The sequence below is a fragment of the Polynucleobacter sp. SHI8 genome, assembly GCF_027944005.1.
Taxonomy (GTDB): Bacteria; Pseudomonadota; Gammaproteobacteria; order Burkholderiales; family Burkholderiaceae; genus Polynucleobacter.
This window is the reverse complement of the sequence record NZ_AP027204.1, coordinates 1,612,736-1,636,924: the sequence shown is the minus strand read 5'-3', so window position 1 is coordinate 1,636,924 and position 24,189 is coordinate 1,612,736. Positions and strand designations below refer to the sequence as shown.

Annotated in this window: 19 protein-coding genes; 16 read left to right on the top strand and 3 right to left on the bottom strand. The window is 41.4% G+C overall.

Going from position 1 to position 24,189, the window contains the following annotated elements; translation table 11 throughout:
* The first annotated feature begins 399 nt into the window (after positions 1–399).
* From QMN06_RS08200 to QMN06_RS08145, 12 genes are all read left to right on the top strand, one after another.
* Positions 400–1,515, top strand: a complete 1,116-nt coding sequence (locus tag QMN06_RS08200) for an FIST N-terminal domain-containing protein (protein ID WP_281969639.1) — start codon at positions 400–402, stop codon at positions 1,513–1,515.
* Between the two features lie 7 nt (positions 1,516–1,522).
* A complete protein-coding gene (locus tag QMN06_RS08195) occupies positions 1,523–4,450 on the top strand; it encodes a response regulator (protein WP_281969638.1) in 2,928 nt (975 codons plus the stop codon).
* Positions 4,451–4,543: 93 nt separating this feature from the next.
* Positions 4,544–7,192: a hybrid sensor histidine kinase/response regulator gene (locus QMN06_RS08190; protein ID WP_281969637.1), complete on the top strand. Its 2,649-nt coding sequence runs from the start codon at positions 4,544–4,546 to the stop codon at positions 7,190–7,192.
* Positions 7,193–7,222: 30 nt separating this feature from the next.
* Positions 7,223–8,047 (top strand): hybrid sensor histidine kinase/response regulator, encoded by an 825-nt coding sequence (locus tag QMN06_RS08185; protein WP_281969636.1) that lies wholly within the window; start codon positions 7,223–7,225, stop codon positions 8,045–8,047.
* Positions 8,048–8,095: 48 nt separating this feature from the next.
* Positions 8,096–9,985 (top strand): M14 family zinc carboxypeptidase, encoded by a 1,890-nt coding sequence (locus QMN06_RS08180; protein ID WP_281969635.1) that lies wholly within the window; start codon positions 8,096–8,098, stop codon positions 9,983–9,985.
* 157 nt (positions 9,986–10,142) lie between these two features.
* Positions 10,143–11,186 (top strand): extracellular solute-binding protein, encoded by a 1,044-nt coding sequence (locus QMN06_RS08175; RefSeq protein ID WP_281969634.1) that lies wholly within the window; start codon positions 10,143–10,145, stop codon positions 11,184–11,186.
* Positions 11,187–11,206: 20 nt separating this feature from the next.
* Positions 11,207–12,865, top strand: a complete 1,659-nt coding sequence (locus QMN06_RS08170; RefSeq protein ID WP_281969633.1) for a UbiD family decarboxylase — start codon at positions 11,207–11,209, stop codon at positions 12,863–12,865.
* A gap of 51 nt (positions 12,866–12,916) precedes the next feature.
* Positions 12,917–14,635, top strand: a complete 1,719-nt coding sequence (locus tag QMN06_RS08165) for an iron ABC transporter permease (RefSeq protein ID WP_281969632.1) — start codon at positions 12,917–12,919, stop codon at positions 14,633–14,635.
* A gap of 15 nt (positions 14,636–14,650) precedes the next feature.
* Positions 14,651–15,742, top strand: coding sequence for an ABC transporter ATP-binding protein (locus QMN06_RS08160; RefSeq protein ID WP_281969631.1), 1,092 nt, complete (start codon positions 14,651–14,653; stop codon positions 15,740–15,742).
* A 118-nt stretch (positions 15,743–15,860) separates the two neighbouring features.
* A complete protein-coding gene (locus QMN06_RS08155; RefSeq protein WP_281969630.1) occupies positions 15,861–16,823 on the top strand; it encodes a tripartite tricarboxylate transporter substrate binding protein in 963 nt (320 codons plus the stop codon).
* A gap of 5 nt (positions 16,824–16,828) precedes the next feature.
* Entirely contained in the window at positions 16,829–17,203 is a 375-nt protein-coding gene (locus QMN06_RS08150; protein ID WP_281969629.1) for a DUF2237 domain-containing protein, read from the top strand.
* 189 nt (positions 17,204–17,392) lie between these two features.
* Positions 17,393–17,773 (top strand): helix-turn-helix domain-containing protein, encoded by a 381-nt coding sequence (locus QMN06_RS08145; protein WP_281969628.1) that lies wholly within the window; start codon positions 17,393–17,395, stop codon positions 17,771–17,773.
* Here QMN06_RS08145 and QMN06_RS08140 read toward each other — a convergent pair.
* Both QMN06_RS08140 and wrbA read right to left on the bottom strand, forming a co-directional pair.
* Entirely contained in the window at positions 17,770–18,165 is a 396-nt protein-coding gene (locus QMN06_RS08140; RefSeq protein ID WP_281969627.1) for a DUF2069 domain-containing protein, read from the bottom strand. The genes QMN06_RS08145 and QMN06_RS08140 overlap by 4 nt on opposite strands.
* A complete protein-coding gene (gene wrbA / locus QMN06_RS08135; protein WP_281969626.1) occupies positions 18,162–18,767 on the bottom strand; it encodes an NAD(P)H:quinone oxidoreductase in 606 nt (201 codons plus the stop codon). Before wrbA ends, QMN06_RS08140 begins: the two co-directional genes overlap by 4 nt.
* A 45-nt stretch (positions 18,768–18,812) precedes the next feature.
* Here wrbA and QMN06_RS08130 point away from each other — a divergent pair, with 45 nt between their 5' ends.
* Genes QMN06_RS08130 through QMN06_RS08115 form a run of 4 tightly spaced genes read left to right on the top strand, consistent with a single transcriptional unit; the run spans position 18,813 to position 22,502 of the window.
* Positions 18,813–19,664: a YhjD/YihY/BrkB family envelope integrity protein gene (locus QMN06_RS08130; protein WP_281969625.1), complete on the top strand. Its 852-nt coding sequence runs from the start codon at positions 18,813–18,815 to the stop codon at positions 19,662–19,664.
* A 45-nt stretch (positions 19,665–19,709) separates the two neighbouring features.
* Positions 19,710–20,156: a CBS domain-containing protein gene (locus QMN06_RS08125; protein WP_281969624.1), complete on the top strand. Its 447-nt coding sequence runs from the start codon at positions 19,710–19,712 to the stop codon at positions 20,154–20,156.
* Between the two features lie 51 nt (positions 20,157–20,207).
* On the top strand, positions 20,208–21,308 hold the full coding sequence (gene aroC, locus QMN06_RS08120) for a chorismate synthase (protein WP_281969623.1): 1,101 nt from the start codon (positions 20,208–20,210) through the stop codon (positions 21,306–21,308).
* 6 nt (positions 21,309–21,314) lie between these two features.
* Positions 21,315–22,502: an MFS transporter gene (locus QMN06_RS08115; RefSeq protein WP_281969622.1), complete on the top strand. Its 1,188-nt coding sequence runs from the start codon at positions 21,315–21,317 to the stop codon at positions 22,500–22,502.
* Here the strand turns inward: QMN06_RS08115 and QMN06_RS08110 are convergent.
* The gene (locus tag QMN06_RS08110) at positions 22,483–24,165 is read right to left on the bottom strand and encodes an electron transfer flavoprotein-ubiquinone oxidoreductase (RefSeq protein WP_281969621.1); all 1,683 of its coding nucleotides are present in this window, start codon (positions 24,163–24,165) and stop codon (positions 22,483–22,485) included. The genes QMN06_RS08115 and QMN06_RS08110 overlap by 20 nt on opposite strands.
* Between the last annotated feature and the right edge of the window lie 24 nt (positions 24,166–24,189).

Genomic DNA, 24,189 nt, shown 5'->3' with positions numbered 1-24,189 from the left:
CTAATGTACCTAAAAAATCCTACTTACTGATTCTGCTCAGGAGTATCTTGCTAACGGCAATAATGAATGGCATGTTGTATCCACCGTAAAAGTTGATAATCCCGCATTTAAGAGTATGGGGAATTTCTAGGTTGAAAAGGTACCTGTTGCTGCGATTGGCAAAAACCAAATAGCGGCTCAGAAGTTACTCGATCAAGTAGGATATAAATAAATATCCAAGAAAAGTCTTCAAATCAAATAGCAAAAGGGGAATCTCAAAACCCCTTTGATCATCGCAAAAGAGAACTTTATTTATAAAAATTAGCATTATTTTTCTCTTCAGTTCCAAGAAAATCTATGCGGGACTTTCTCTTTCCACTGTTATTATGAAGTATTAGATTCATATAAACAGGGGTACTCATGCAAGTTAGTCAAATTCGTTGGGATCATCAATCTGGATGGGAATCCTTGCCTAGTTTTTCTACAAGTGCACAACTTGTTTTGGTATTTTCAGATAATCCGTATTTTCAAGAAGAGTCTTGTTTTAACGAGTTACGAGAAAAATTTCCTCAAGCGCAGATTATCGGTTGTTCTTCCGCTGGGAGTATTGCTGGGGTAAGTATTAGTGACGGTGACATGATTGCAACAGTAGTTCAGCTTGAGGATGCAAATATTCGAATGGTATCGACTGATATTGGTCCTGGAAAAAATGCTCAGGAAGTTGGTGAACAACTCATGTCTGAGTTAGCTTCTCCAGAACTACGTCATGTTTTTGTGCTTTCAGATGGACTACATGTAAATGGTAGTGATCTCGCACTAGGGCTAAACCAAGCAGGACTCCCCGTTACCGGTGGATTGGCTGGTGATGGTACGCGGTTTGGTAATACCTTGGTAATGGCTAATGCACCAGCTAAAACTGACAGGATTGTAGCTTTAGGATTTTATGGTGATCTCACCATAAAAAGTGGTTGTTTTTCTGGTTGTGAAGAGTTTGGAGCTGATCGAATGGTGACAAAATCCATTGGCAATATTGTTTATGAAATCGACAATCAACCAGCTCTAGCCTTATATAAAAAATATCTTGGTGAACAGGCTTCGGAATTGCCGGCTAGTGGCTTACGTTTCCCATTAGGCATTCAAGTAAATAAAAAAGAAAAACTGCTGATTCGAACTCTACTCGGGGTGGATGAGGGGAGTAATAGTCTGACTTTTGCAGGGGATGTACCACAGGGTTATCTGTGTAAATTGATGCGTACGAATTCTGATCTTTTAATTGAAAATGCTGGAATGGCAGCGGATGCTACTCATTCTCAAGAACAGTATGAAGCAGGATTATGCTTAGTCGTTAGTTGTGTCGGTAGGCGCTTAGTGATGGGACAATTGACAGAGGAAGAGCTGGAGGAAGTACAAGAAAAATTAGGGGAAAAGACAACGATTGCTGGATTTTATTCTTATGGGGAACTGGCACCATTTCGGGATATTCTGCAGTGTCAGTTACATAATCAAACCATGACATTAACCACCATTTACGAGTAGGGCTTTCATGCATCGTTTGTTGCAAAGGCAACTTCGTCGTTATTTAGGGAATGATTATCCGGCTGATGAAAAGCTGAAATCATTTTTAGACATCATCGATCAATATTATCAAGATGTAGAAAAAGAGCATCGCTTGATGCAACACGTCCACCTCATCAATAATGCGGAATTAAATGAAGTCAATGAGCGTTTTCGAGTACAAAACGCTGCGATGACTCTTACCCTTTTGAACACACTCAGTGATGGCGTATATGCGACGGATTTACAAGGTAGTCTAACCTTTATGAACGCGGCCGCAGAAAAAATACTGGCATGTCGTGAAGCAAATATGATGGGTCAACTCATCCATGAAAAAATACAATATAAGAAACCTGATGACCAACTATTTCCGCCGGAGGAGAGTCCACAGTTTAAAGTGATTCAGGCAGGAGTGCCGATGGATGGTACGACTCACTTTATCACTCAGGACGGTCAATTCGTTCCGATTAATTTTAGAGCAAGACCCATTGTGATGGAAAATATTACGGTAGGGGCAGTGGTCAGTTTTCAGGATATAACTGAGCGCCAAAAAAATGAGTTATTCATTCGACTCACTCAAGAGCGACTCAATTTAGCGCTCAATGGATCTAATTTAGCATTATGGGATTGGGATATTGCGAAACATCGACTATATCTCAGTGATCGTTGGGCACTCATGATGGGCGGCGAAGAAAAAGAGCAATTTACTCGAGATGATTTTCTTTTAAATAGGATTGATCAACAGGATCTTGTTTTAGTAAGAAATCATTTAATTGAAGTTCTAAAAGGTCAAAGTGAGTATTATTCAGTTGAATTTCGGGTACAGAAAAATAATGGTGATATAGCTTGGGTACAAGCACACGGTAAAGTGGTCGATCGAGATTTGGCAGGTCGAGCATTACGTATGACTGGCACGACTTCAGATATTACTGAGCGCAAACAGGCTGAAGAGATGTTACGTCAGGCGAAAGATTCAGCGGAGCAGTCGACCAAGATTAAAAGTGATTTCTTAGCCAATATGAGTCATGAAATACGAACTCCCATGAATGGCATTATGGGTATGACGGAATTGGTATTAGATACTGATTTATCGCATGAGCAGCGAGAATTTCTCGATCTGATTCAATCATCTGCAGATGCACTTTTGAATGTGGTGAACGACATACTTGATTTTTCCAAAATTGAGTCTGGGAAAATGGAAATTGAAATAATTGAGTTTTCATTAGAGGACATGTTACGCAGCACCTTGCGAACGATGGCGATTAAAGCGCACAAGAAAAATCTTGAGCTCTTACTGAATATCGATGCCAATATCCCCGATCAACTATTAGGTGATCCAGGAAGGTTGCGTCAGATCATTGTCAATTTAGTTGGCAATGCAATTAAATTTACGCAAACCGGTGAAATAGAAGTATCCGTCATGCAAGTGGAAAACCCAGTAGATGGTTCAATCGATGTACGTTTTTGCGTGAGGGATACAGGAATTGGGATACCAAGTAATAAATTGAAGTTAATCTTTGATTCTTTTTCTCAAGCTGATACCTCAACTACGCGAAAATTTGGTGGGACTGGACTTGGCTTAACTATTTCTTCGCAACTCCTTCAGCTCATGGGTGGGAGTGAGATTCATGTCGAAAGTGAGGAAGGTCAGGGGAGTTCTTTTTCTTTCACCCTAAAGATGGATGTGGTTAATCCAGATGTTGTCGAGCAATTTCAACAAACAGGGCAAATCTCTGGAATGCCTATTTTGGTAGTCGACGACAATAAGACCCACCTGCAACAGATCAATCAGACCTTACAGCGTTGGAAGATGTTGCCTACCCTTGTAACTAGTGTTGAACAAGGATTTATAGAAATTGAAGCAGCTTATCGGCGGGGTAAGCCTTACTGCATTGCTTTGGTTGATGCACAAATGCCGGGAATGGATGGCTTTGATTTAGCCCAAAAATTAAAAAATAACTCCAAGTATGCATGTCGTATGATCATGATGATGACCTCAGATAATCAAGCTGTTCACACAGCAAGGTGTCAAGAGCTAGGTATCGCTTCGTATGTGATGAAACCCATCGTCAAGTCTGAGCTACTCAATGCCATTTTAATTGCGCTTGGTGGTATCCAGCAAACTCTGCCAACTGTCATGCGAAAGTTAGTAGATCGATCAGAAAATGCTCTACATATCTTGTTGGTTGAGGACAACCATGTCAACCAAATTTTAGCCATCCGCTTGCTCGAGAAATTAGGACATCAAGTGACATTAGCCCAGCATGGTGAGGAGGCTTTAAAACATTGGCAGATGGGTCAGTTTGATGTCATCTTGATGGATGTAGATATGCCGATAATGAATGGCTATGAGGCGACCAAAAAAATTCGTGAAGAAGAACAAGTAAGTGGCGGACACATTCCGATCATTGCCATGACAGCACATGCTATGGCTGGAGATCAAGAGGAATGTTTAAGACATCAAATGGACGCCTATATATCTAAGCCCATTGATACGAAAGCTTTATCGCACCGCTTAGATGTTCTGGCACAAGAGAAGTTTCCTGAGGGAAAAAAAATTAAGAGCTCGAGTAATCAGTCGGTCATTATGGATCTTGATCAGGCGATGGAATTACTGGGCCATAGCCCTGCATTGTTTCATGAAATTGCAACTCAATTTATCAAAGATGTTCCTCAATTTATGCAACAAATGAAAGATGGCTTAGCTAAGAATGATGGTCCAAAAATCATGGAGAGCACTCACGCGATAAAAGGGATGGTGGTGATATTTTCAGCGCAGCGAACCTTACAAGCCATCGCCTCTGTTGAAGAATCGGTTGGACGGCAAGATTGTGTGGCACATGTCCAAGATCTTGAAAATGAGATTGCTGATTTAGTAAAGGCAATCCAAGCGGCTCAATCGAATCAAATGAATTAGGGTATATATTGAGCTTAATAGCCCCTATTTGCCTATGATGAGTTTTAAAGAAAAATTGCCGAATCTTCACAAAAATACATCATAATAGTTTGTATGAATCAAAACTTACCATCGTCAGAATTTACCAAAGAAAACATTGCTCATTTGGAAGCTCCTGTTCGCCAAGAAAAAAATAACAGTATCTTGTTTTTGGTTCTGTTATCAATTTTGCTATTGATCATTCTATGGACGTTTATTTTTACGCGCATACATTATGACAAGCAAAATATTGATAAAACTACATTTCAAGAAATTACCAATATCGAACGTGCTTTTAAAGAGCATTCGGAAACTATCCTTAATAGTGGTGATGAACTAATTCGGATTGTGAAGTTTTATTTCGAGAAATATGGCAAAGACTCTTATCCGATTATTAAAGAGTTATTGCGTGATCAGGTGATTGAACTGCGGCAGTTTAATCAGATTGGCATGATAGACCGAGAGGGTATTTATGCCTTTACGAGTCTACCAGTATTAAAGCCAATCGATTTATCAGATCGAGAGCATTTTAAGGTTCATAAAGAGATCTATTCCCCAGGTGCCTTTGTAAGTGTACCCGTGATTGGTCGCGCCACAGGTAAACCTTCAATTCAGTTAACTCGCAGAATTAATCAATCTGATGGCTCTTTTAATGGTGTTGCGGTTCTTTCTTTTGACCCGACTATATTTTTAAGTTTTTATAAGGAAATTGCCTTAGGTAAAAATGGCTTAGTTTCTGTTGTTGGTGAAGATGGAAAGTTTAGAGTCCTATATTTAGAAGGAGTAGAAGACTCAAGTTACACAACTAAAACTATTGAAATCCCCCCTATGATGAAGGGTCAAGATTCCGGCACATTTATTGGAAATGATTTTTATGATGGTGTGACACGTTATTACGCATTTGAAAAGATTAGAAATCAGCCTTTATACATTGTTGTAGGGGTGACTCAGGAAACAGTTCTTGAAAACTTTACGCGGTATCGCAATATCTACTTTTATTTCGGATTTTTAGTTTCTGCTTTGGTCTTGATTTATGCGGGTATTTCAGTAGGTTCAATTTTAAGAGCAACGAAGTTTAACAATCAGTTAAAGAAAAGTAATTCGGTCATTGAAGAGTCGATGGCACAACTTCAACAATTAAAAACCCAAGCGGAACATGCGAACGCTACGAAATCAAAATTTTTAGCGACCATGAGTCATGAGATTAGGACTCCATTAAATGGTATTTTGGGAATGGCGCAGTTATTACTGAATAAAAAAGTATCTGAAGTCGAGCAAAAAAAACGGATTGAAGTTATTTTAAAGTCTGGTTATAACTTACAAACTCTCTTGAATGATATTTTGGATTTTTCCAAGATTGAATCTGGCAAATTGGAATTACTCGAATCACCGATTCACCTTACTTCGATTGTCAAAGAAGTTGTCCAGTTATATGAAGACATTGCGAAGGCTAAAGGGCTTGAGTTGCTGTTAAATTGTGAGTTTCCTGAGAATCAAACCTATCAAGCGGATGCCTTACGTTTGCAACAGATTTTATCGAATCTGATCAATAATGCGATTAAGTTTACAAGTAGTGGATCCGTTGTAATAACAGTTAAAGAAGTGAGTCGTCATGACAAAATGGCGCAATTAGAAATCTCAGTACGAGATACTGGAAAAGGCATTTCAAAAGAAAACCAAGCTTTATTATTTCAGTCCTTCTCTCAGGTCAATACGTCGAAGGAAACGCTCACGAGTGGTTCCGGACTGGGCTTATCCATCGTGAGTAATTTAGTTAATCTGATGAAGGGTGAGTATGGTATTCATTCAACAGAGGGTAGTGGTTCAGAGTTTTGGGTCAAAATTCCCCTTGAGTGTTTGGATATTGAGGCAGTCAATATTCAGAGTGCATCAAGTAACTTACCTCAATCGTCCACTACATTAAAGCAATATCGTGGGCGCATCTTGATTGTTGAGGATAACCCAATTAATCAAATGGTGTTATCCAATATGTTGACGGATATTTGTCCACATGCCGTTCTAGAAATCAAAGATGATGGGAAGAAAGCATATGATCGTTATATGCAAGAGCAAAATATGGATTTAATCCTCATGGATATTGGGATGCCAGTTCTTACAGGGGATGAAGCCGCGAATCTTATTCGTGCTTTTGAAAGTGATATTCACCTACCTGCTATCCCCATTATTGCTGTTACAGCTTATTTGTATGAAGAAGATAAAACACGTTTTATTGAAAAGGGTATGAATGATGTTTTAGCTAAACCTATCGAGTCGCTTGCTTTAGAGCAGATGTTAGGAAAGTGGTTAACCACGCAAACAAGTGATAGCCAAACAGTTGCTCCAACGACTGAGGTGCCAAAGGTCTTTGAAATATTTAATGCTACTGCAATGCTCGGACGTTTAAGAAACAATGAAGTATTAGCGAAAAAGCTGATTCAGTCATCCCTTAAAGAGCCACCCAAATTTTTCGAGCAGTTATTGATTGCTGTGGATGAAAATCACCTCGTTCAACAAAAATCGATTATTCATACTTTAAAAGGGGTCATTGGGCAAATAGGTGGTGATCGATTAGCTCATGAATTGATGAGGCTTGAGCATCTGTTACGAAATGATGGCAGAATAACGAAACAAGATGTACATGAATTGCAGACTCATTATCATGACTTAGTTCAAGAGTTGACGAAGACAGGATACATCGAGGATGATTCTGATTCAGTTGGATGATAGATGAAGTTTTAACGAGTAGAAAATACAATGAGTGAAAATTCAAAAGTACCAACAATCGGAAAAGTATTAATTGCGGAAGATATTGAAGCTAACCGCTTAGTCCTTCATTTTTTACTAGAAAGCCTCAATTTAGAAGTGATTGAGGCAAAAGACGGTAATGAGGCGCATCAGTTATTCAAAAAAAATACAGATGTTAAATTAGTTTTAATGGATGTACAAATGCCTGTGATGAATGGTGTGGACTCTACCATTTTGATTCGTCGTTGGGAAACTTTTCTGAAAATAGAACCCACGCCAATTGTGGCAATTACAGCCTTTGATTATGTTGCTGACATCAAGCGATGTATGGACGCTGGCATGAATGATGTGATTTATAAACCAGTTGAATTAGACGCCTTATCAGCTATTGTAGAGAAGTATATTTATCGCCGGGAAGAAAGTTCCACTGGCCCAGATCTGACCCCTCAGGGTTTAGCACTTGAAATGATCAACAGTCACTCTGAAATGATATTCAACCCCGATTGGTTAAAGAGAGTGGTCAAAGACTACACTAAATTAGCTGGTGTATTAGCTAAAGAAGTTGTGTCAGCGATGCCTGGTTATTTTGAATTACTCAAGGAAGCCATTGAAAGTAAAAATTGGGATGAAGTTCAAGCTATTTTCCATATTTTAAAAACCCAGCTCCGTCAAATTGGCTCCGTTCGATTATCCAAAATCATTGAGAGTTTGAGTGAGGTTTTGAGTAATGGTGGCATGATTGATTTAGCTGCACTAGACAAGATCATGGAAAGTTATGCAGTATTTGAAAATGAGTTACGTGCATGGTTAAGAACCCACCTTGAGTATGTGTAACATTCTACTGAATTCACTTGATTCAATGATGTCTGGCTTGTTCCCTTGATGTTGTTATTCCGTGTATTAGTGCTTGTTTTACTTCATCAGAGCATATGGATTGCCCATGCGCAATCAAGCCCTACTCCAACTCGGACTTCTCAATTAAGGTCGCTAGATTTACAACTAACGGTTGAAAAAAGTAAATTTGTTGAAACCGGGTTTTATGCCGAGATTCCGAGCTTTTGTAAAAAGATGGCGCAAAAGTATCCCAGTCAAGTCTCGTGCAATGTCATGGGAAAAACCGCTGAGAATCGACCGATTGTGTATATGGTCACTTCAAAGAAAAACATCTTAACTCCAAAGCAGGCTCAAAAGAAAAAAGTACCGGTTGTATTTGTGATCGCTGGCACGCATTCAGGGGAGATCGATGGCAAAGATGCTAGCCTCATTTATTTAAAAGAATTATTGGATAACTCTGACCCCAGAAATCCTTTGAATGACATGACTGTCGTTTGGATACCTGTATTTAATGTGGATGGTCATGAACACCGTGGGCGGTTTCAAAGACCCAATCAAGATGGTCCATTTGAGCAAGGTGAGCGAACTACCGCTAGAAGAATTAATCTTAATCGCGACTGGATGCTTGCGCAAACACCAGAGATGCAATCGATGCTCCGTTTAGTCAATGCTTGGGATCCCGCAGTGACGATTGATTTACACGTGACCGATGGCTTACGGTTTCGGCATGATGTATCTCTCACCGTCACCCCCGAGTTTGGCGGTCATCCAGGACTTACACAAGTTGCCAAAAATTATTTAGACGATGTACTGCAGCAGCTAACAAAAGGCGGACATCGACCCTTAGGTTTTTATCCACGCTTGATTGATAAAGAAGACCCTAAACAAGGATTTGTTTTAGATACCGATTCGCCACGCCAATCCCATACTTATAGCGCGATTCGAAATCGTATTGGGGTCTTGGTAGAGGACTATGCCTGGGAAAGTTATTCCTCGCGGGTCAAAACATGCCACGACACATTAGACGTTTTACTCACCAATATTTCAAGGCACTCAAGCCAGATTCAAGATGCTCAAGCGAGAGCAGATAAAGCCTCGCAAGTCAGTGGAGGTAGCAACTATGCATTGGAGTTTGATGTGGATATACAGGCCACTGATAAAACCACCATTAAAACCATTGATTTATTAGGTTATAGCTATAAGGTTCTCAATCCCGCACCCATTGTTGGCGGAAGATTAGTTAGTTATGACTTGACTAAGCCTGAGGTATGGCATGTACCATTTTTTGATAACGTGCAGCCCGTTGATCAGGCGATTGTTCGACTGCCACAGGGTGGCTATGTCGTTCCACTAGCCTGGGCATCCATTGTCAAGCCATACCTAGATATACATGGTCTGCGTTATCAGGTTTTAAAAGCCAATCTAGCAGCATTACCCGTCCAAGCTTTTCAGGTTCTTCCCCAATATATTAACTTTGATCACGCCAGTTTTCAGGGAAGGCAAAAAGCTACGATTGACGGCCATTGGCGCTCGCAGACAATCACTTTACAAAAAGGTGCCATCTTTGTGCCGATTCAACAACCCAAGTCAGCTGTTGTAGCGCATTTATTTGAACCCAAAGGGCCTGATTCATTATCCGCCTGGGGGCAATTTAATACCGCATATGAAATCAGTGATTACATTGCTAATCACCGGGCACTTGAGTTGGTGCAATGGATGTATGACGGCAATGAAAAAATTCGTGAGATGTTTGGCGATATTATTGCTGAGCAATTGCCTGCAATCCGCAAAGAGTATGACCAAAAACTAGCAAGAGATGAGGATTTTAGGTTAGATTCAGATGCACGACTACAATTTTGGATGTCTTATTTACCTGATCAAGATGCTACCTTAAATGTGTATCCCATCTTTAAAGCAGATCGCACCCCCAATTTTTAGTCAGTGAAGCGTTAGCTGATTTATAAACAATTGATTTTATATCGACTAGGGTATTTCCCCTTCTATAAAGATATTCGAAGAGCTTTACCGTCATATTTGTAGTGGGTTGTGTGCTATGATTTAAAAAGATATATAAAAAATAAAATCTGGAGATCACATGAAACTTTACGAAGTGTCGAAGTTTTTTTTTGGTGCATGCATTGCCCTCATCGGGTTCAGTTCTTTTGCACAAAATGCATCTCTCCTGAATTACCAAGGCCCTGATAGAAATCAAAAACTTCTAGAAGCGGCACAAAAAGAACAAACAGTAACCGTTTATTCTGCTCTGAGACCATCTTTACTCAGAGTCATCATTGAGCCATTTGAGAAAAAATACAATATTAAAGTGAAATCTTGGCGCTCTGGCAGCGACACCGTCATGCAGCGCGTGATTACTGAAGCTACTGGTAAAAGATATGATGCAGATGTGGTCATGGCAACCTCCCCACATATTGAAGCTATTTATCGAGAAAAGTTATTTCAGCCTGTATATTCCCCATACCAAGCAGATCTAATGCCTGGCGGTGTTCCTGCTCATCGACACTGGGCGATGGGCATGCTCAACGTTTGGGGAGTTGCTTACAATACTGAGCAGATTAAAAAAGCGGATTTACCTAAAACTTATCAAGACTTACTTGACACTAAGTGGAAAGGTAAGCTTGGGGTAGAAGGTAAAGTTCGAGAGTGGTATATCACGACGATTAAAAATATGGGCGAGGATAAAGGTCAGCAATTATTTAAAGAAATTATTAGCAAAAATGGTGTTTCTGTCAGAAATGGAATGTCATTGTTAAATAATCTAGTTGTGGCAGGTGAAGTGCCCATGGCAATTTCTATGTATGTCGATTTACCCGAAACGGGTAAAAAAGCAGGTAAGCCCATTGATTGGATTCCTTTAGAACCAGTGGTTGGTATGGCATTTAATGTCGCCATTACTAAAAATTCCCCACATCCCAATGCAGCGCTTTTGTTCTATGACTATATGTTATCCCCAGAGACACAAAAAACGATTGCGGATTTGAGTATTTATCCAGCAAGTACCAAGGTCACAAATCCGTATCCAAAATTAAACGTCAAGATAGTTGATCCAGTCGATGCGATCAATCATTACGATCAATGGACCAAAATGTACGAAAACGACATAACCAAACAAGCTAAATAAAGACCCACAAGGAGACGGTAATGAGTAATAAAAAAAATACAGCAGAAGATCGAGGTTATAAGGATCTACATGAACATATTGAGGCGTTAGATCAAGCAGGTCTTTTAGTGCGTGTGGATCGTGAAATTAATAAAGATACTGAATTACATCCTTTGGTACGTTGGCAATTTCGTGGTGGGATTACAGAGCCGAACCGCAAAGCCTTTTTATTTACCAATGTTGTTGACGGTAAAGGTCATAAATACGATATTCCAGTTCTAGTTGGTGGTTTAGCTGCTAACAAGAAAATCTACAGTACTGGCATGGGTTGTGCGATTGAAGACATTGGTAAAGTATGGGGCCATGCCATTGCCAATCCAAAGGCGCCTATAGAAGTCACTGACGCTCCCTGTCAAGAAATTGTGATCATGGGTGAAGAGCTTAAAGAACCTGGAAAAGGGATTGATGGTTTACCAATTCCAATCTCCACCCCGGGTTGGGATAATGGCCCATATACAACCTTGTCGCAATACATTAGTAAAGATCCAGATAGTGGTATTCATAACATGGGGATTTATCGCGGTCAGGTTAAATCACCCACCCGGATTGGTATGAATCCTTCGATTGAGAATCAACCTGGTATTTATACACATTGGGAAAAACATAAAGCACGAGGAACTAAATTACCTGCTGCCATTATTTTAGGTTGTCCTCCGCAAGTTGCCTTTACTTCCGCCCAAAAGCTGCCTGAAGATGTGGATGAAATGACCATTGCTGGCGGTTTAGCTGGTGCGCCGATACATGTCGTCAAGTGCAAAACGATTGACCTGATGGTGCCAGCAGATGCTGAAATCGTCATTGAAGGATTAATTGATACAGAATGGTTAGAGCCAGAGGCACCGTTTGGCGAATCTCATGGTCACGTTAATCTTCAAGAATTTAATGCCTTTATGGAAGTTACAGCGATTACCCGTCGTAAAAAGGCAGTATTAACTTCGATTATTTCGCAAGTAACTCCTTCAGAATCAAGTTTGATTAAACGTGTAGCTTTAGAGCCCGTTTTCTTAAACCATTTGAAAAAGAATATGGGTATTAAAGGCGTCATTAAAGTTTCTTTACATGAACCACTCACGAATTTACGAAAAGTGATTGTGGTGGTTGTGGATCGTAAGATGCCGACCTCTGAAATTTGGCGTTCACTGTATGGGGCAGCATCGATGCTCCGTGCAGGTGGAAAACTGGTGATTGCAGTCAATGATGATATTGATCCAGATAATGCTGACGCGTTATTTTGGGCCATGTCTTACCGCGCAAACTACGCCCTTGATTTACAAACCCTAAAAAATCGTGACAGCGGTCATGGTCCAAGAAGCCCAAGAAATGATGGCATGGACTCATCATTGCTAATTGATGCGACCTTAAAAGATGATTTCCCACCGCTTGCATTACCCAAAAAAGAAATCATGGAACATGCGAAAACGATTTGGGAAGAGTTGGGATTGCCTGAACTCAAGCCAGAAGCACCATGGCATGGTTACTCGATGGGTAACTGGAGTGAGCGAAATGAAGAAATGGCGCAAAGAGCGATTCGTAGTGAATATTTTAAGACAGGTGAAGAACTCGTTGCACAGCGTCGCAATGATGTCCAAATGAATACTGAAATATATCCACAAAAACTCAAATCCAATAAAGAACATTAAACACAAAATTGGATAATTGATCAGAGTCATAGAGATGGAGAAAAAATCGTATTGAAAAATTCAGCTCAAAACATTCTGAAAAAATTAGAGTTGAAATGGTTTTTGATAGGCGGCTGTTTACTCACCGTCGCCTATCTCACCTTGATGCCCTTAATTTTTCTATTGTGGGAGAGTTTTCATACTCCTGGTACGAGCGATACGCCATCACAATTCACTTTAAAAAATTATATTGATGCTTATTCCAGTTCACAAACGTGGGCTTTATTTCGTAACTCGATTGCATTTGCAACTGGATCATCCATCTTTGCTTTTATAACGGGTACAGCCCTTGCCTGGATGAATGAAAGGACCAATACCCCATTTAAAAAGTTATTTTTTACACTCTCCGTCGTACCCTTAATAATTCCTGGAATTCTTTTTACGGTGACATGGATTTTTTTAGCGAGTCCTAAAATTGGCATCATTAATCTTTTCTTACAAAGTGTCTTTAATACCAAGTATGTATTTTTTGATATTTACTCTATATGGGGAATGATTTGGGTGGATGGACTTCATTACTCATCGATGGCATTTCTGATGATGACCTCAGCATTTCGGTCGATGGATCCTTCATTAGAAGAGTCAGCTATGATGAGTGGCGCGAGTATTTCCCAGACCGTTTGGCGGATCACGATTAAACTCTCTTGGCCAGCGATTTTTGCAACACTGCTCATTTTATTTGTAAGATCCATTGAATCCTTTGAAGTACCCGCATTGTTAGGACTTCCTGTTGGAATAGATGTATTTACCTCATCGATTTATCGTGCCATCCATGAATACCCGAGCAATATTGGCCTTGCAAGCTCTTACGGAGTGAGTCTTTTAATCATCACCACCATTGGCGTGTATTTACAAAGCCGTATTACAGGACAAGGTAATAAATACTCCACAGTCACAGGTAAAGGCTTTCGTCCGCGAGTGATGGATTTAGGTAAATGGCGTTATGTGACAGCTGGCTTATTTGCCATGTACTTTCTCATGATTGTGATTCTGCCATTTTCAATTTTATTGTGGTGTTCATTACAAAAATTCTATGGTGTACCTGGAGTTGATGCATTTAAAAACTTGTCATTAGATGCGTATAAATTTATATTGTCATATCCAAACCTAGGCAATGCCGTCTGGCATAGTTTTGTTTTGGCAATTGGGTGTGCAACCATTGTGATGCTTTTGACCGCAATCATTTGTTGGGTTGTTTTGAAAACAAAAATTCCAGGGCGCTGGATGATTGATAATCTTGCATCCTTACCGATTGTGTTTCCTGGTATGGTGCTGGGTTTATCCATTATGGTTTTCTACTTGAGCGTAGATATTGGGATTTATGGAACCCTGTGGATTATGCTGCTTGCATTTATTACCAGATTCTTGCCCTATGGCATGCGCTATAACACCACCGCCATGCTGCAAATCCATCAAGAATTAGAAGAGTCAGCAGGCATGAGCGGGGCATCATGGATGACGACTTTCCGTAAAATCATTTTCCCTTTATTAAAGCCAGGCTTGATGGCGGGTTGGATTTATATTTTGATTGTTTCAGTGCGTGAATTATCCACCTCCATTTTATTATCAAGCCCTGATAATGAAGTTGTGTCCGTCTTAATTTGGGAACTATGGGAAAACGGACAATATGTAGAATTGTCAGCACTGGGAGTTATATTAATTTTGAGCCTGTTTGTCCTCGTCATGCTCGCGCAACAAGTCAGTAAACGCTTTGGCGTAAAAGAAACCTAATCCTTTGGAGAAGTTATGTTAGAAGTTGAGCATTTATATACCGAGTATCCGAACGCTAGTGGGCAAATTGTCAAAGCAGTGCAGGATATTTCCTTTAAAGTTCCACAAGGTGTTTTATTTACTCTATTAGGACCCAGTGGATGCGGAAAAACGACGACACTACGATCGATCGCAGGATTAGAAAGACCCACCTCAGGTGAAATACGTGTTGGAGATACTGTCCTTTATTCATCACTGAAAAATATTTTTGTACCGCCCAATCATAGAAACTTTGGCATGGTGTTTCAGTCGTATGCCATTTGGCCGCATATGAGCGTTTTCAAAAATGCTGCATTTCCACTAGAAGTGGGGAAGAAAAAATGGAGTAAGCAAGAGATTGATACCAAAGTTATGCGCGTGTTAGATGCCGTTGGACTTGGTCAAGAAGCTGGCAGAGATGCTACCAAATTATCTGGTGGGCAACAACAGCGACTTGCATTAGCCCGCGCATTGGTGATGGAACCCAAACTGCTGTTACTCGACGAGCCACTTTCTAATCTTGACGCAAAACTCCGTGAACGCATGCGCTTTGAATTGAAGTCCATGCAAAAAGAATTTGGGTTAACCACCATTTATGTTACTCATGACCAGGGAGAAGCCCTTGCCATGTCCCACGAAATTGCCGTGATTCAAGCCGGTAAAATTGCACAAATTGGTTCCCCCAGAAATATTTATGAATCGCCACAAAATCAATTTGTAGCCAATTTTGTCGGTTTAAGTAACTTCATCAAAGCACATGTATTAGGCCCTGTTGAACAAGGTTTTTACCAAGTCAGATCAGCTATCGGTGATTTTGAAGTGAGTGCGATAGATACTTTAAATCCTGGTGAAGAAGTATTACTCTCGATTCGACCAGAAGATTTGCAATGGTTGCCTGAGACTGCGTCACAAAAAAACATGATTCAGGGAAGTATTAACTTTCAACTATTTTTGGGTGATTTCTTGGATTACCAAATTCAAGTAGGGGATCAAGAGTTTCTGGCTCGAGTGCATCCCTCCACACAATTGCCCGTAGGTAGTCAAGTCAAATTTGGGTTTGCCCCCAACAAATGTATTGCCTTGCGTTAAGTAGTTCTCACTTTAATCATCAAAAAATAGAACAGGGTTCTTCTTGTTCAAGTAATATCTTTACTATCATTAAAGAACTCACAAGATCCACATCATGCTTACATTACCTGGAGTCATTATGAAACTTGTTCAATCTGTCGTTTTATCCCTAGTTTTTAGCGCATCGTCTATCGTTTGTGCTGATACCTACCCGAGTAAACCGATCCGAATGATTGTGCCGGCCGCCGCTGGAGGAACAACCGATATCGCCGCCCGCACCATTGCCGATCCGCTTGGACGTGAGTTAGGACAAAACGTCGTGGTCGATATCAAGGCAGGAGCAGCTGCCATCATTGGAACCCAAGCACTCATAGCCAGCCCGCCAGATGGTTACACCATGATTATGGGCAATATTGGGCCTAATGCCATCAACTACAGCTTATATAAGAGTTTGCCTTATAAGATGGAAGATCTTGAGCCAGTAACTATGGCATTAGCAACCCCTAATGTTTTGGTCGTGAATGCCAATTTACCCGTAAAAAATGTTGCCGAGTTAGTTGCTCTTGCCAAAGCCAATCCAGGTAAATATTCATTTGCATCGTCAGGACGAGGCCAGTCGATTCATATGTCAGGCGAGATGTTTAAATACCAAGCCGGTATTGATATTACCCACGTACCATACAAAGGGGCAGGACCAGCACTCGTCGATTTATTAGGTGGCCAAGTGACCATGATGGTCGATAACTTACCCAGTTCTATGCCTTATATCAAATCTGGCAAATTAAAAGCATTAGCCGTCACCGGCAAAACCCGCAGTCCAGAATTGCCAGAAGTGCCGACCATGATTGAGTCAGGCTTTAAAGATTTTGAAGTCACCGCTTGGTTTGGTATTTTTGTGCCAGCAAAAACCCCGCCAGAAGTGATCAACAAGTTGTATGCCGCACTTAAAAAAGTACTGAATTCCCCAGAAGTAAAAGCGCGAATGACCGAACTTGGTGGTTATGCACCAGCGGATACGCCCGCCAATACCAAAGCGTTTGTGATCGCGGAAAAGAAAAAATGGGAGCAGTTAGTGATCAACGCCAAAGTACAACCGGAATAATCAACATGACTAGCACAATCGAAGTGGCGCGCAATGTTCTTGGAGAGCCCTTGGTGGCATGTTCATTTGAGCCACTCACGGGGTTTTATCGCGACGGCTGCTGTAAGACAGGCCCTGAAGATGTGGGGAGTCATTTGGTCTGCGCCATCATGACCGACGATTTTTTGGTGTTTTCCAAGCAAGCCGGCAACGATTTATCGACACCGATGCCCCAGTGGCGTTTTTCGGGATTAGTTGCTGGCGATCAGTGGTGTTTATGTATTTTGCGGTGGAAAGAGGCTTTTTATGCCGGTTGCGCTCCCAAAATTAAGCTGGAAAGTACCCATATCAATGCCCTACAGGTAGTGGAATTGGATATTTTGAAGTTATACGCCATATAAATATGACATTTGTTGGAAAATTCCTGACAAAAATTGTTTCTAAAGTCTATTAAAGAGATGAATTAAAGACAAATTATGCTCTTTATGTATCTTTTAATAAGACTAATTTCCGTAACAATATAGTTGTGTTGCAGGAGTAATAAAACCTGCCATTTAGAAGTTCAACTATTCAGGAATATGAGCAAAACTATGTCAGAAAACGCAAATCTATCTGAGATTTATTTTCAATACATTGAAAGCCTTTCATCACTTAAGCATTCGAATCAATTTCAGGCGCTAGATAGTATGGAGCTGGAATTGTTGAATGAAATTGCGATTACATGGAAACATGGCAAGCCCTTACTCGTCAATGAAGCGATTTCACTTAATGAAATCGGTTCACGTGCGACCTTACATGCCAGAATCAAAAACTTGCGTAAAAAAGGTTACGTCGATTTTCATACCGACATTGATGGCAGAAAAAAGATCATCAAACCAACCATTCTTGCGATGAGTTATTTTTCCAGTATTGCCAATTTGTTATCTACGGCTGTTGATAAAAATCGTAACAGCGCAGTTGCGATGGCCTAAGGCTGTTGCTTGAGTTGTTCAGACTCTTTCTTGGCCTTTGCTGCTTTTTTCAGCGGGCCAAGATGCATTAAAACACCATAGAAGATCAGACTGGAAAGTACTACCTCTACACTCGCCAAGATCCAGTTCAAACCAGGCTCAAAAAGCCTTGCAAAGCCTTCCAAAAAATACAGCAAAATGATCATTGAAGTTGCTTGCGACTGGTAATTTTTACCACGATAAAGACCTGGCAACATTAAGCCAAGAGGAATACATTTCAGAACCATCCAAGAGCCATTTGGGCGCAGGGGAGAGATGAACCATTCCCAAGCGATACAAAGCAAACATAAAAGAATCGCACACACAAAGGCTAATTTTTGATTAAAACTTAAAGGGTATTTAAATAGGGTCATACCGGATTTTTGAGTTGCTGTGCAATCTTTGCTAAACGAATTCCTTGCGCGATCGCTAAATGTTGTTCCTCACGCGAGATCGGGTGTTGTCCCCGATCACCTGCCAAGTGGGAAACACCATAGGGCGTGCCACCTGTCGTGGTGGAACTTAATTCAGGATGACTGTAGGGCAGACCCATGACCAGCATGCCATGATGCAAGAGCGGCAACATCATTGATAGAAGCGTCGTTTCTTGACCGCCGTGCAGACTCCCGGTACTTGTAAACACACAGGCTGGTTTACCAGCAAGTGCACCTGAGAGCCACTGCGAAGTACTGCCATCCCAAAAGTATTTCATGGCACTCGTCATATTTCCAAAACGCGTGGGTGAACCCAAAGCAAGACCATCACACTCAGCCAGATCAGTATATTCTGCGTAGGGCGAGCCATGAGTCGGAATTGCGTTTTCTGTTGCCTCAGATACCGCAGAAACATTCGGTACCGTGCGTAACGTCGCTTGACAATGCGCTACAGATTCTACCCCTTCAGCGATTAGTTCAGCCAAACGGCGCGTTGCACCATGACGGGAGTAATATAGGACAAGTATATTGGTATCTAACATAATGGTTATGATAGTGGTATTTTAAAAATCTAGTAAGTAAAGTAGATGGTTCGTACACGCACACAACAATTTAGAACAGGACGACAACTTTTTCTCTTTTGGCGCCAGCGCTTTTCGCAGGCCCAACTCAATCAAGTATCTGGTTCACTAGCGTACACCACCGTTTTAGCAGTTATACCGATGTTGTCGATTGCCACGATTTTGATTGGTCAATTATCGACCTTCATTAATTTACGTGAAGAGATTCAACTTTGGATTACCAATACTCTGATTCCCGGTGGCTTGAGTGACACGATTAGCCGCTACTTGACCAGTTTTTCAAGTCACTCCAAGGGCTTAACCTTGTTCGGTATTGCGGGCCTATTATTTAGTGCCATTTTGACATTAATGACTATTGAAAAAGCGTTTAACCAAGTGTGGCAAGTCAAGCAACAACGACCATTTTTCAAAAGAATCATGATGTATATATTGGTCACAGCCCTCGGGCCAGTATTACTTGGCCTGAGTATTTACATCACATCATATTTTGTGGCAGCGTCGCATGATTTAGATGTTGGGTTTCGTTACCATCTGGAGCTAATTGATTGGTTAGTGCCATTCTTACTTACCATGATGCCATTTATTGTGTTGTATAAATTTGGCCCAAGCGCCGACGTATGGTGGCGCGATGCTCTGATTGGCGCAATTGTGGCCGCTATTGTTTTTGAAACCGCCAAATATGGTTTTACATTCTTTGTTTCCAAGGCACAGGTTTATAAGACCTTGTATGGCGCATTTGCTATTGTGCCACTATTTTTAGTCTGGATTTACTTGACTTGGTGGGTCACGATGGCTGGTGCTGTCCTCACCGCAAGTTTGCCGCATATTAGGGATAACAACTGGTTTACAGATGTTTAAATAAGGGATAGACTGCATTGACAATGATGACCTCAAGGAGGCGATATGAAAGTTAGCGACATTTTAAGATTAAAAGGCAATACCTTATACACGGTTAGTCCTGAAACCACGGTCAATCAAGCGGTTCGCGCAATGGCTGAGCATGATATTGGTTCACTAGTGGTGATTCAGTATTCTGATGTTGTCGGCATGTTAACTTTTCGTGAAGTCATTGGTGTGTTAGCACATAATCATGGTGCGCTTGATGAGGTGACCGTGGGTAAAGTGATGGATGAGCATCCGCTCATGTGTACGCCAGAAACTGATCTTGATGAAGTTCGCCGAATGATGCTCAATCGTCATGCACGTTATTTACCTGTAATGGAAAATAAGATATTGATGGGTGTGATTTCTTTTTACGATGTGGCAAAAGCCGTAGTGGAAGCACAAGGCTTTGAAAATACGATGTTAAAGGCGTATATCAGAGACTGGCCGGAAGCTGGGAATAGCTAACCCCCCGATTTTTCATCAAAGCTTAGTGTAAAAAATGCCATAATAGAGTTTATGGCAGGAAGCACACTCGGAACTTTATTTTGCACGACCACCTTTGGTGAGTCACATGGACCCGCGATTGGAGCAGTGGTCGATGGTTGCCCACCTGGTATGGAACTAAGTGCAAGTGACCTGCAACATGATCTTGATCGTCGCAAGCCAGGCACCTCTCGGCACGTCACCCAGCGCCAAGAAGCTGATCAAGTCGAAATCTTATCTGGTGTGTTTGAAGGTAAGACCACCGGTACACCCATTGCATTACTCATTAAGAACACCGATCAACGTAGTCAAGATTACAAAGAGATCTTAGATACCTTTCGTCCAGGTCATGCTGATTACACCTATCAGCAAAAGTACGGGATTCGAGATCCACGTGGTGGCGGCAGATCCTCCGCCAGGCTTACAGCCCCCGTTGTTGCTGCTGCTGGAATTGCTAAAAAATGGTTACGTGAACATTATGGGATTAGTTTTCAGGGGTACATGACACAGTTAGGAGAACTCTCGATTCCATTTGAAGGAGTTGAGCATATTCACAACAATCCTTTTTTTGCTGCCAACGCCTCCAAAATTGCTGAGTTAGAAGCCTACATGGATGAGTTACGTAAAAGTGGCGATTCCTGTGGCGCCAAAATCATGGTCCGAGCTACGCACATGCCCGTTGGTTTAGGCAATCCACTATTTGATAAATTAGACGCTGCAATTGCTTACGCCATGATGGGAATTAATGCCGTCAAAGGTGTGGAGATTGGTTCGGGATTTGAGTCAGTAATACAAAAAGGTAGCGTGCATGGCGATGAGATCACTCCAAGCGGTTTTAAGACCAATCATGCAGGTGGCGTTCTTGGCGGTATCAGTACTGGACAAGACCTTGAAGTATTTTTGGCGATCAAACCCACCTCCAGTATCTTAACCCCCAAAGAGTCGATTAATAGTCGTGGTGAGACCGTGATGGTGCAAACCAAAGGACGCCATGATCCGTGTGTGGGGATTCGCGCCACACCCATTGCAGAAGCTATGTTGGCACTCGTCGTGATGGACCATGTATTACAACATCGTGCCCAGTGCGCAGACGTTCGCTCCCTAACTCCTGTTATACCCGGACAACGAACGTAACACCTTATGTTGTTTTTCCAAAATAGCCAGATCCTCTTCGCTATTTTTTTCTTTTTTTACTATGGTTATCTCGGGATTGTTAGTCCCTTTTTGAGTTTGTATTTTGATCAGCTCGGATTTACCGCAATCCAAATTTCATTATTGATGTCCATGTTACAAATTACCCGGATCATTGGACCGATGTTTTGGGGATGGTTATCCGATCTCAAGCAAGATCGTATCGGCATTATGCGCATTACCGCCCTCATCAGCCTGTTTGTCTTTTTCGGCATCTTTTTCTTTCAAACCTTTTTTGCCCTGATGATTTGGATGTTTGTTCTCAATCTTATCAGTAGTAGTTTGACTCCATTAGGGGAGGCTGCCACAGTCCATGCCCTCCAAAAAACTAATTCCTTCGAGAGTCGTTATGGCAAATTACGGCTGTGGGGGTCGATTGGTTTTATGACTGCCGTCTTTGCTGGAGGCTATTGGTTTGAGTGGATGGGTATAGAAACCTTGCCAGCCCTTGCTTTGGTAATTCTATTATTTGTCACCATCACCACCTACAAACTGTGGGAGCCACCACTTGAAAAAAAGAAACTAGAACGTGGGCAATTACGTTCCATCATCAAAAAGCCAGAGGTCATGTGGTTCTTTGGCTCTACATTTTGGATGATTTTTGCACATTCAAGCTTATATGTTTTTTATTCACTTTATTTACAAAAGTTAGGTTACGGTAAACAAACGATTGGCTTATTTTGGATGATTGGCGTTGGTGCTGAAGTTATCTATTTTTATTTTCAAAAACAAGTCTATCAAGTGTTGAGTGCGCAAAAAATACTGCGCATAACTTTTATTTTAGGAGCGATTAGGTTTGTTGTGATTGCCTTTATTCCAGCGTTTTGGCCATTATTGATTGTGCAATTATTTCATGCAGCAACTTTTGCTGCGCACCATAGCGCCTCTATTCGATTGATGCAAAATTGGTTTCATGGCAGCACTCAGGCTCGAGGACAAGCCTTGTACTCAACTGTGGCTTATGGTTTTGGTGGCACTATTGGAGGAGTCGTTGCAGGCTGGGTTTGGGAAGACTTTGGGCCTAACTATGCCTTTATGCTCTCCGGAGCAGCTTGTCTAGTGGGTTATCTTTGTATTGCACAATCTGCAAAACGAGCCGTGCCCACACCCCCAGTATTTACATCCCCGAGTAATTAGGTCCACCGCCACCTTCAGGCGTTACCCATACAATATTTTGCGTAGGATCTTTGATGTCACAAGTTTTACAATGCACACAATTTTGCGCATTAATTTGGAGACGATCGATACCGTCTGTTCGAACATATTCATAAACACCAGCAGGGCAGTAACGAGCTTCTGGTCCGGCATATTGAGCTAAATTGGTATTGATTGGCACATCAGGATTTTTAAGAGTTAAGTGTGCGGGTTGATTTTCCGCATGATTTGTATTGGAAATAAACACCGACGACAAACGATCAAACGTAATTTTTCCATCAGGCTTGGGATACTCAATGGGTTGATGCATTGATGCTAGCTCTAAACAGGCATGATCCGGCTTGGGATGTTTGAGGTTCCATGGGGCACTACCTTTGAATATCTTTTGCTCAAGACCCACTAAAAGACTACCCGTGTATAGACCCTTGGTCATCGCAATTTTAAAATTACGCGCTTTGTAAAGTTCATCGAAAAGCCAACTCGATTTGAAGTATTTTGGATAATGATGCAACTCATCTTGCGATCTTCCATTCTCAAGAGCGCCCACGATATCGCGAGCCACCAACATCCCTGATTTAATGGCCGCATGCGAACCCTTAATACGAGAAGCATTGAGATAACCCGCATCACACCCAATGAGGGCGCCACCTGGAAAAATAGTCTTCGGCAAGCTGTTAAAGCCACCTGCTGTGATAGCCCGGGCACCATAGCTTAGGCGTTTACCATTCTCAAAAAACTTACGAATACTTGGATGAGTTTTATAGCGTTGGAATTCTTCAAAAGGGGAGAGGTACGGATTTTTATAACCGAGCCCCACCACAAAACCTACAGACACCTGGTTATTCGCCATGTGATACAGAAAAGATCCGCCATACGTATCACTAGATAAAGGCCAGCCAGCTGTGTGTATCACCAAACCTTCTTCATGAACTTTTGGGTCGATTTCCCAAAGCTCTTTGATGCCGATACCATAACTTTGAGGCGCCGAAGAAGAATCTAATTTGAACTTGGCAATCAGTTGTTTGCCTAGATGACCTCGCGCCCCTTCTGCAAAGATTGTGTATTTGGCATGGAGTTCCATCCCCAATTGAAACTGATCCGTGACTTGACCATCTTTGCCAATACCTAGATTGCCTGTAGCAACCCCTTTGACATGGCCTTGTTCATTAAATAGAACCTCAGCTGCCGCAAAGCCAGGAAAGATTTCAACACCGAGTGCTTCTGCTTGAGAACCTAACCATCTCGTGAAATCTGACAAACTAATAATGTAATTACCATGATTCTTAAATGAATCAGGCAGTAACCAATCCGGAGTTTTAACACCCATGGATTGCGTTAAGAACAGAAAACGATCTTCTTTAACGGGCGTATGTAGAGGAGCCCCGAGTTCTTTCCAGTTCGGGAACAGCTCATTTAAAGCAATTGGATCCATCACGGCACCAGAAACAATGTGAGCACCGATTTCTGAACCCTTTTCTAGAACTACAACTGATATTTCCTGATTGTTTTGTTGTGCAAGTTGTTTGATATGAATAGCGCAAGAAAGACCTGCTGGCCCACCACCAACGATGACAACGTCATATTCCATGGATTCGCGAGGACCGTATTGCGCGAGAATTGCTGCTGAAGTGAGAGGATTTTGCATAAATCTTTCAAAACAAGTTCGTCA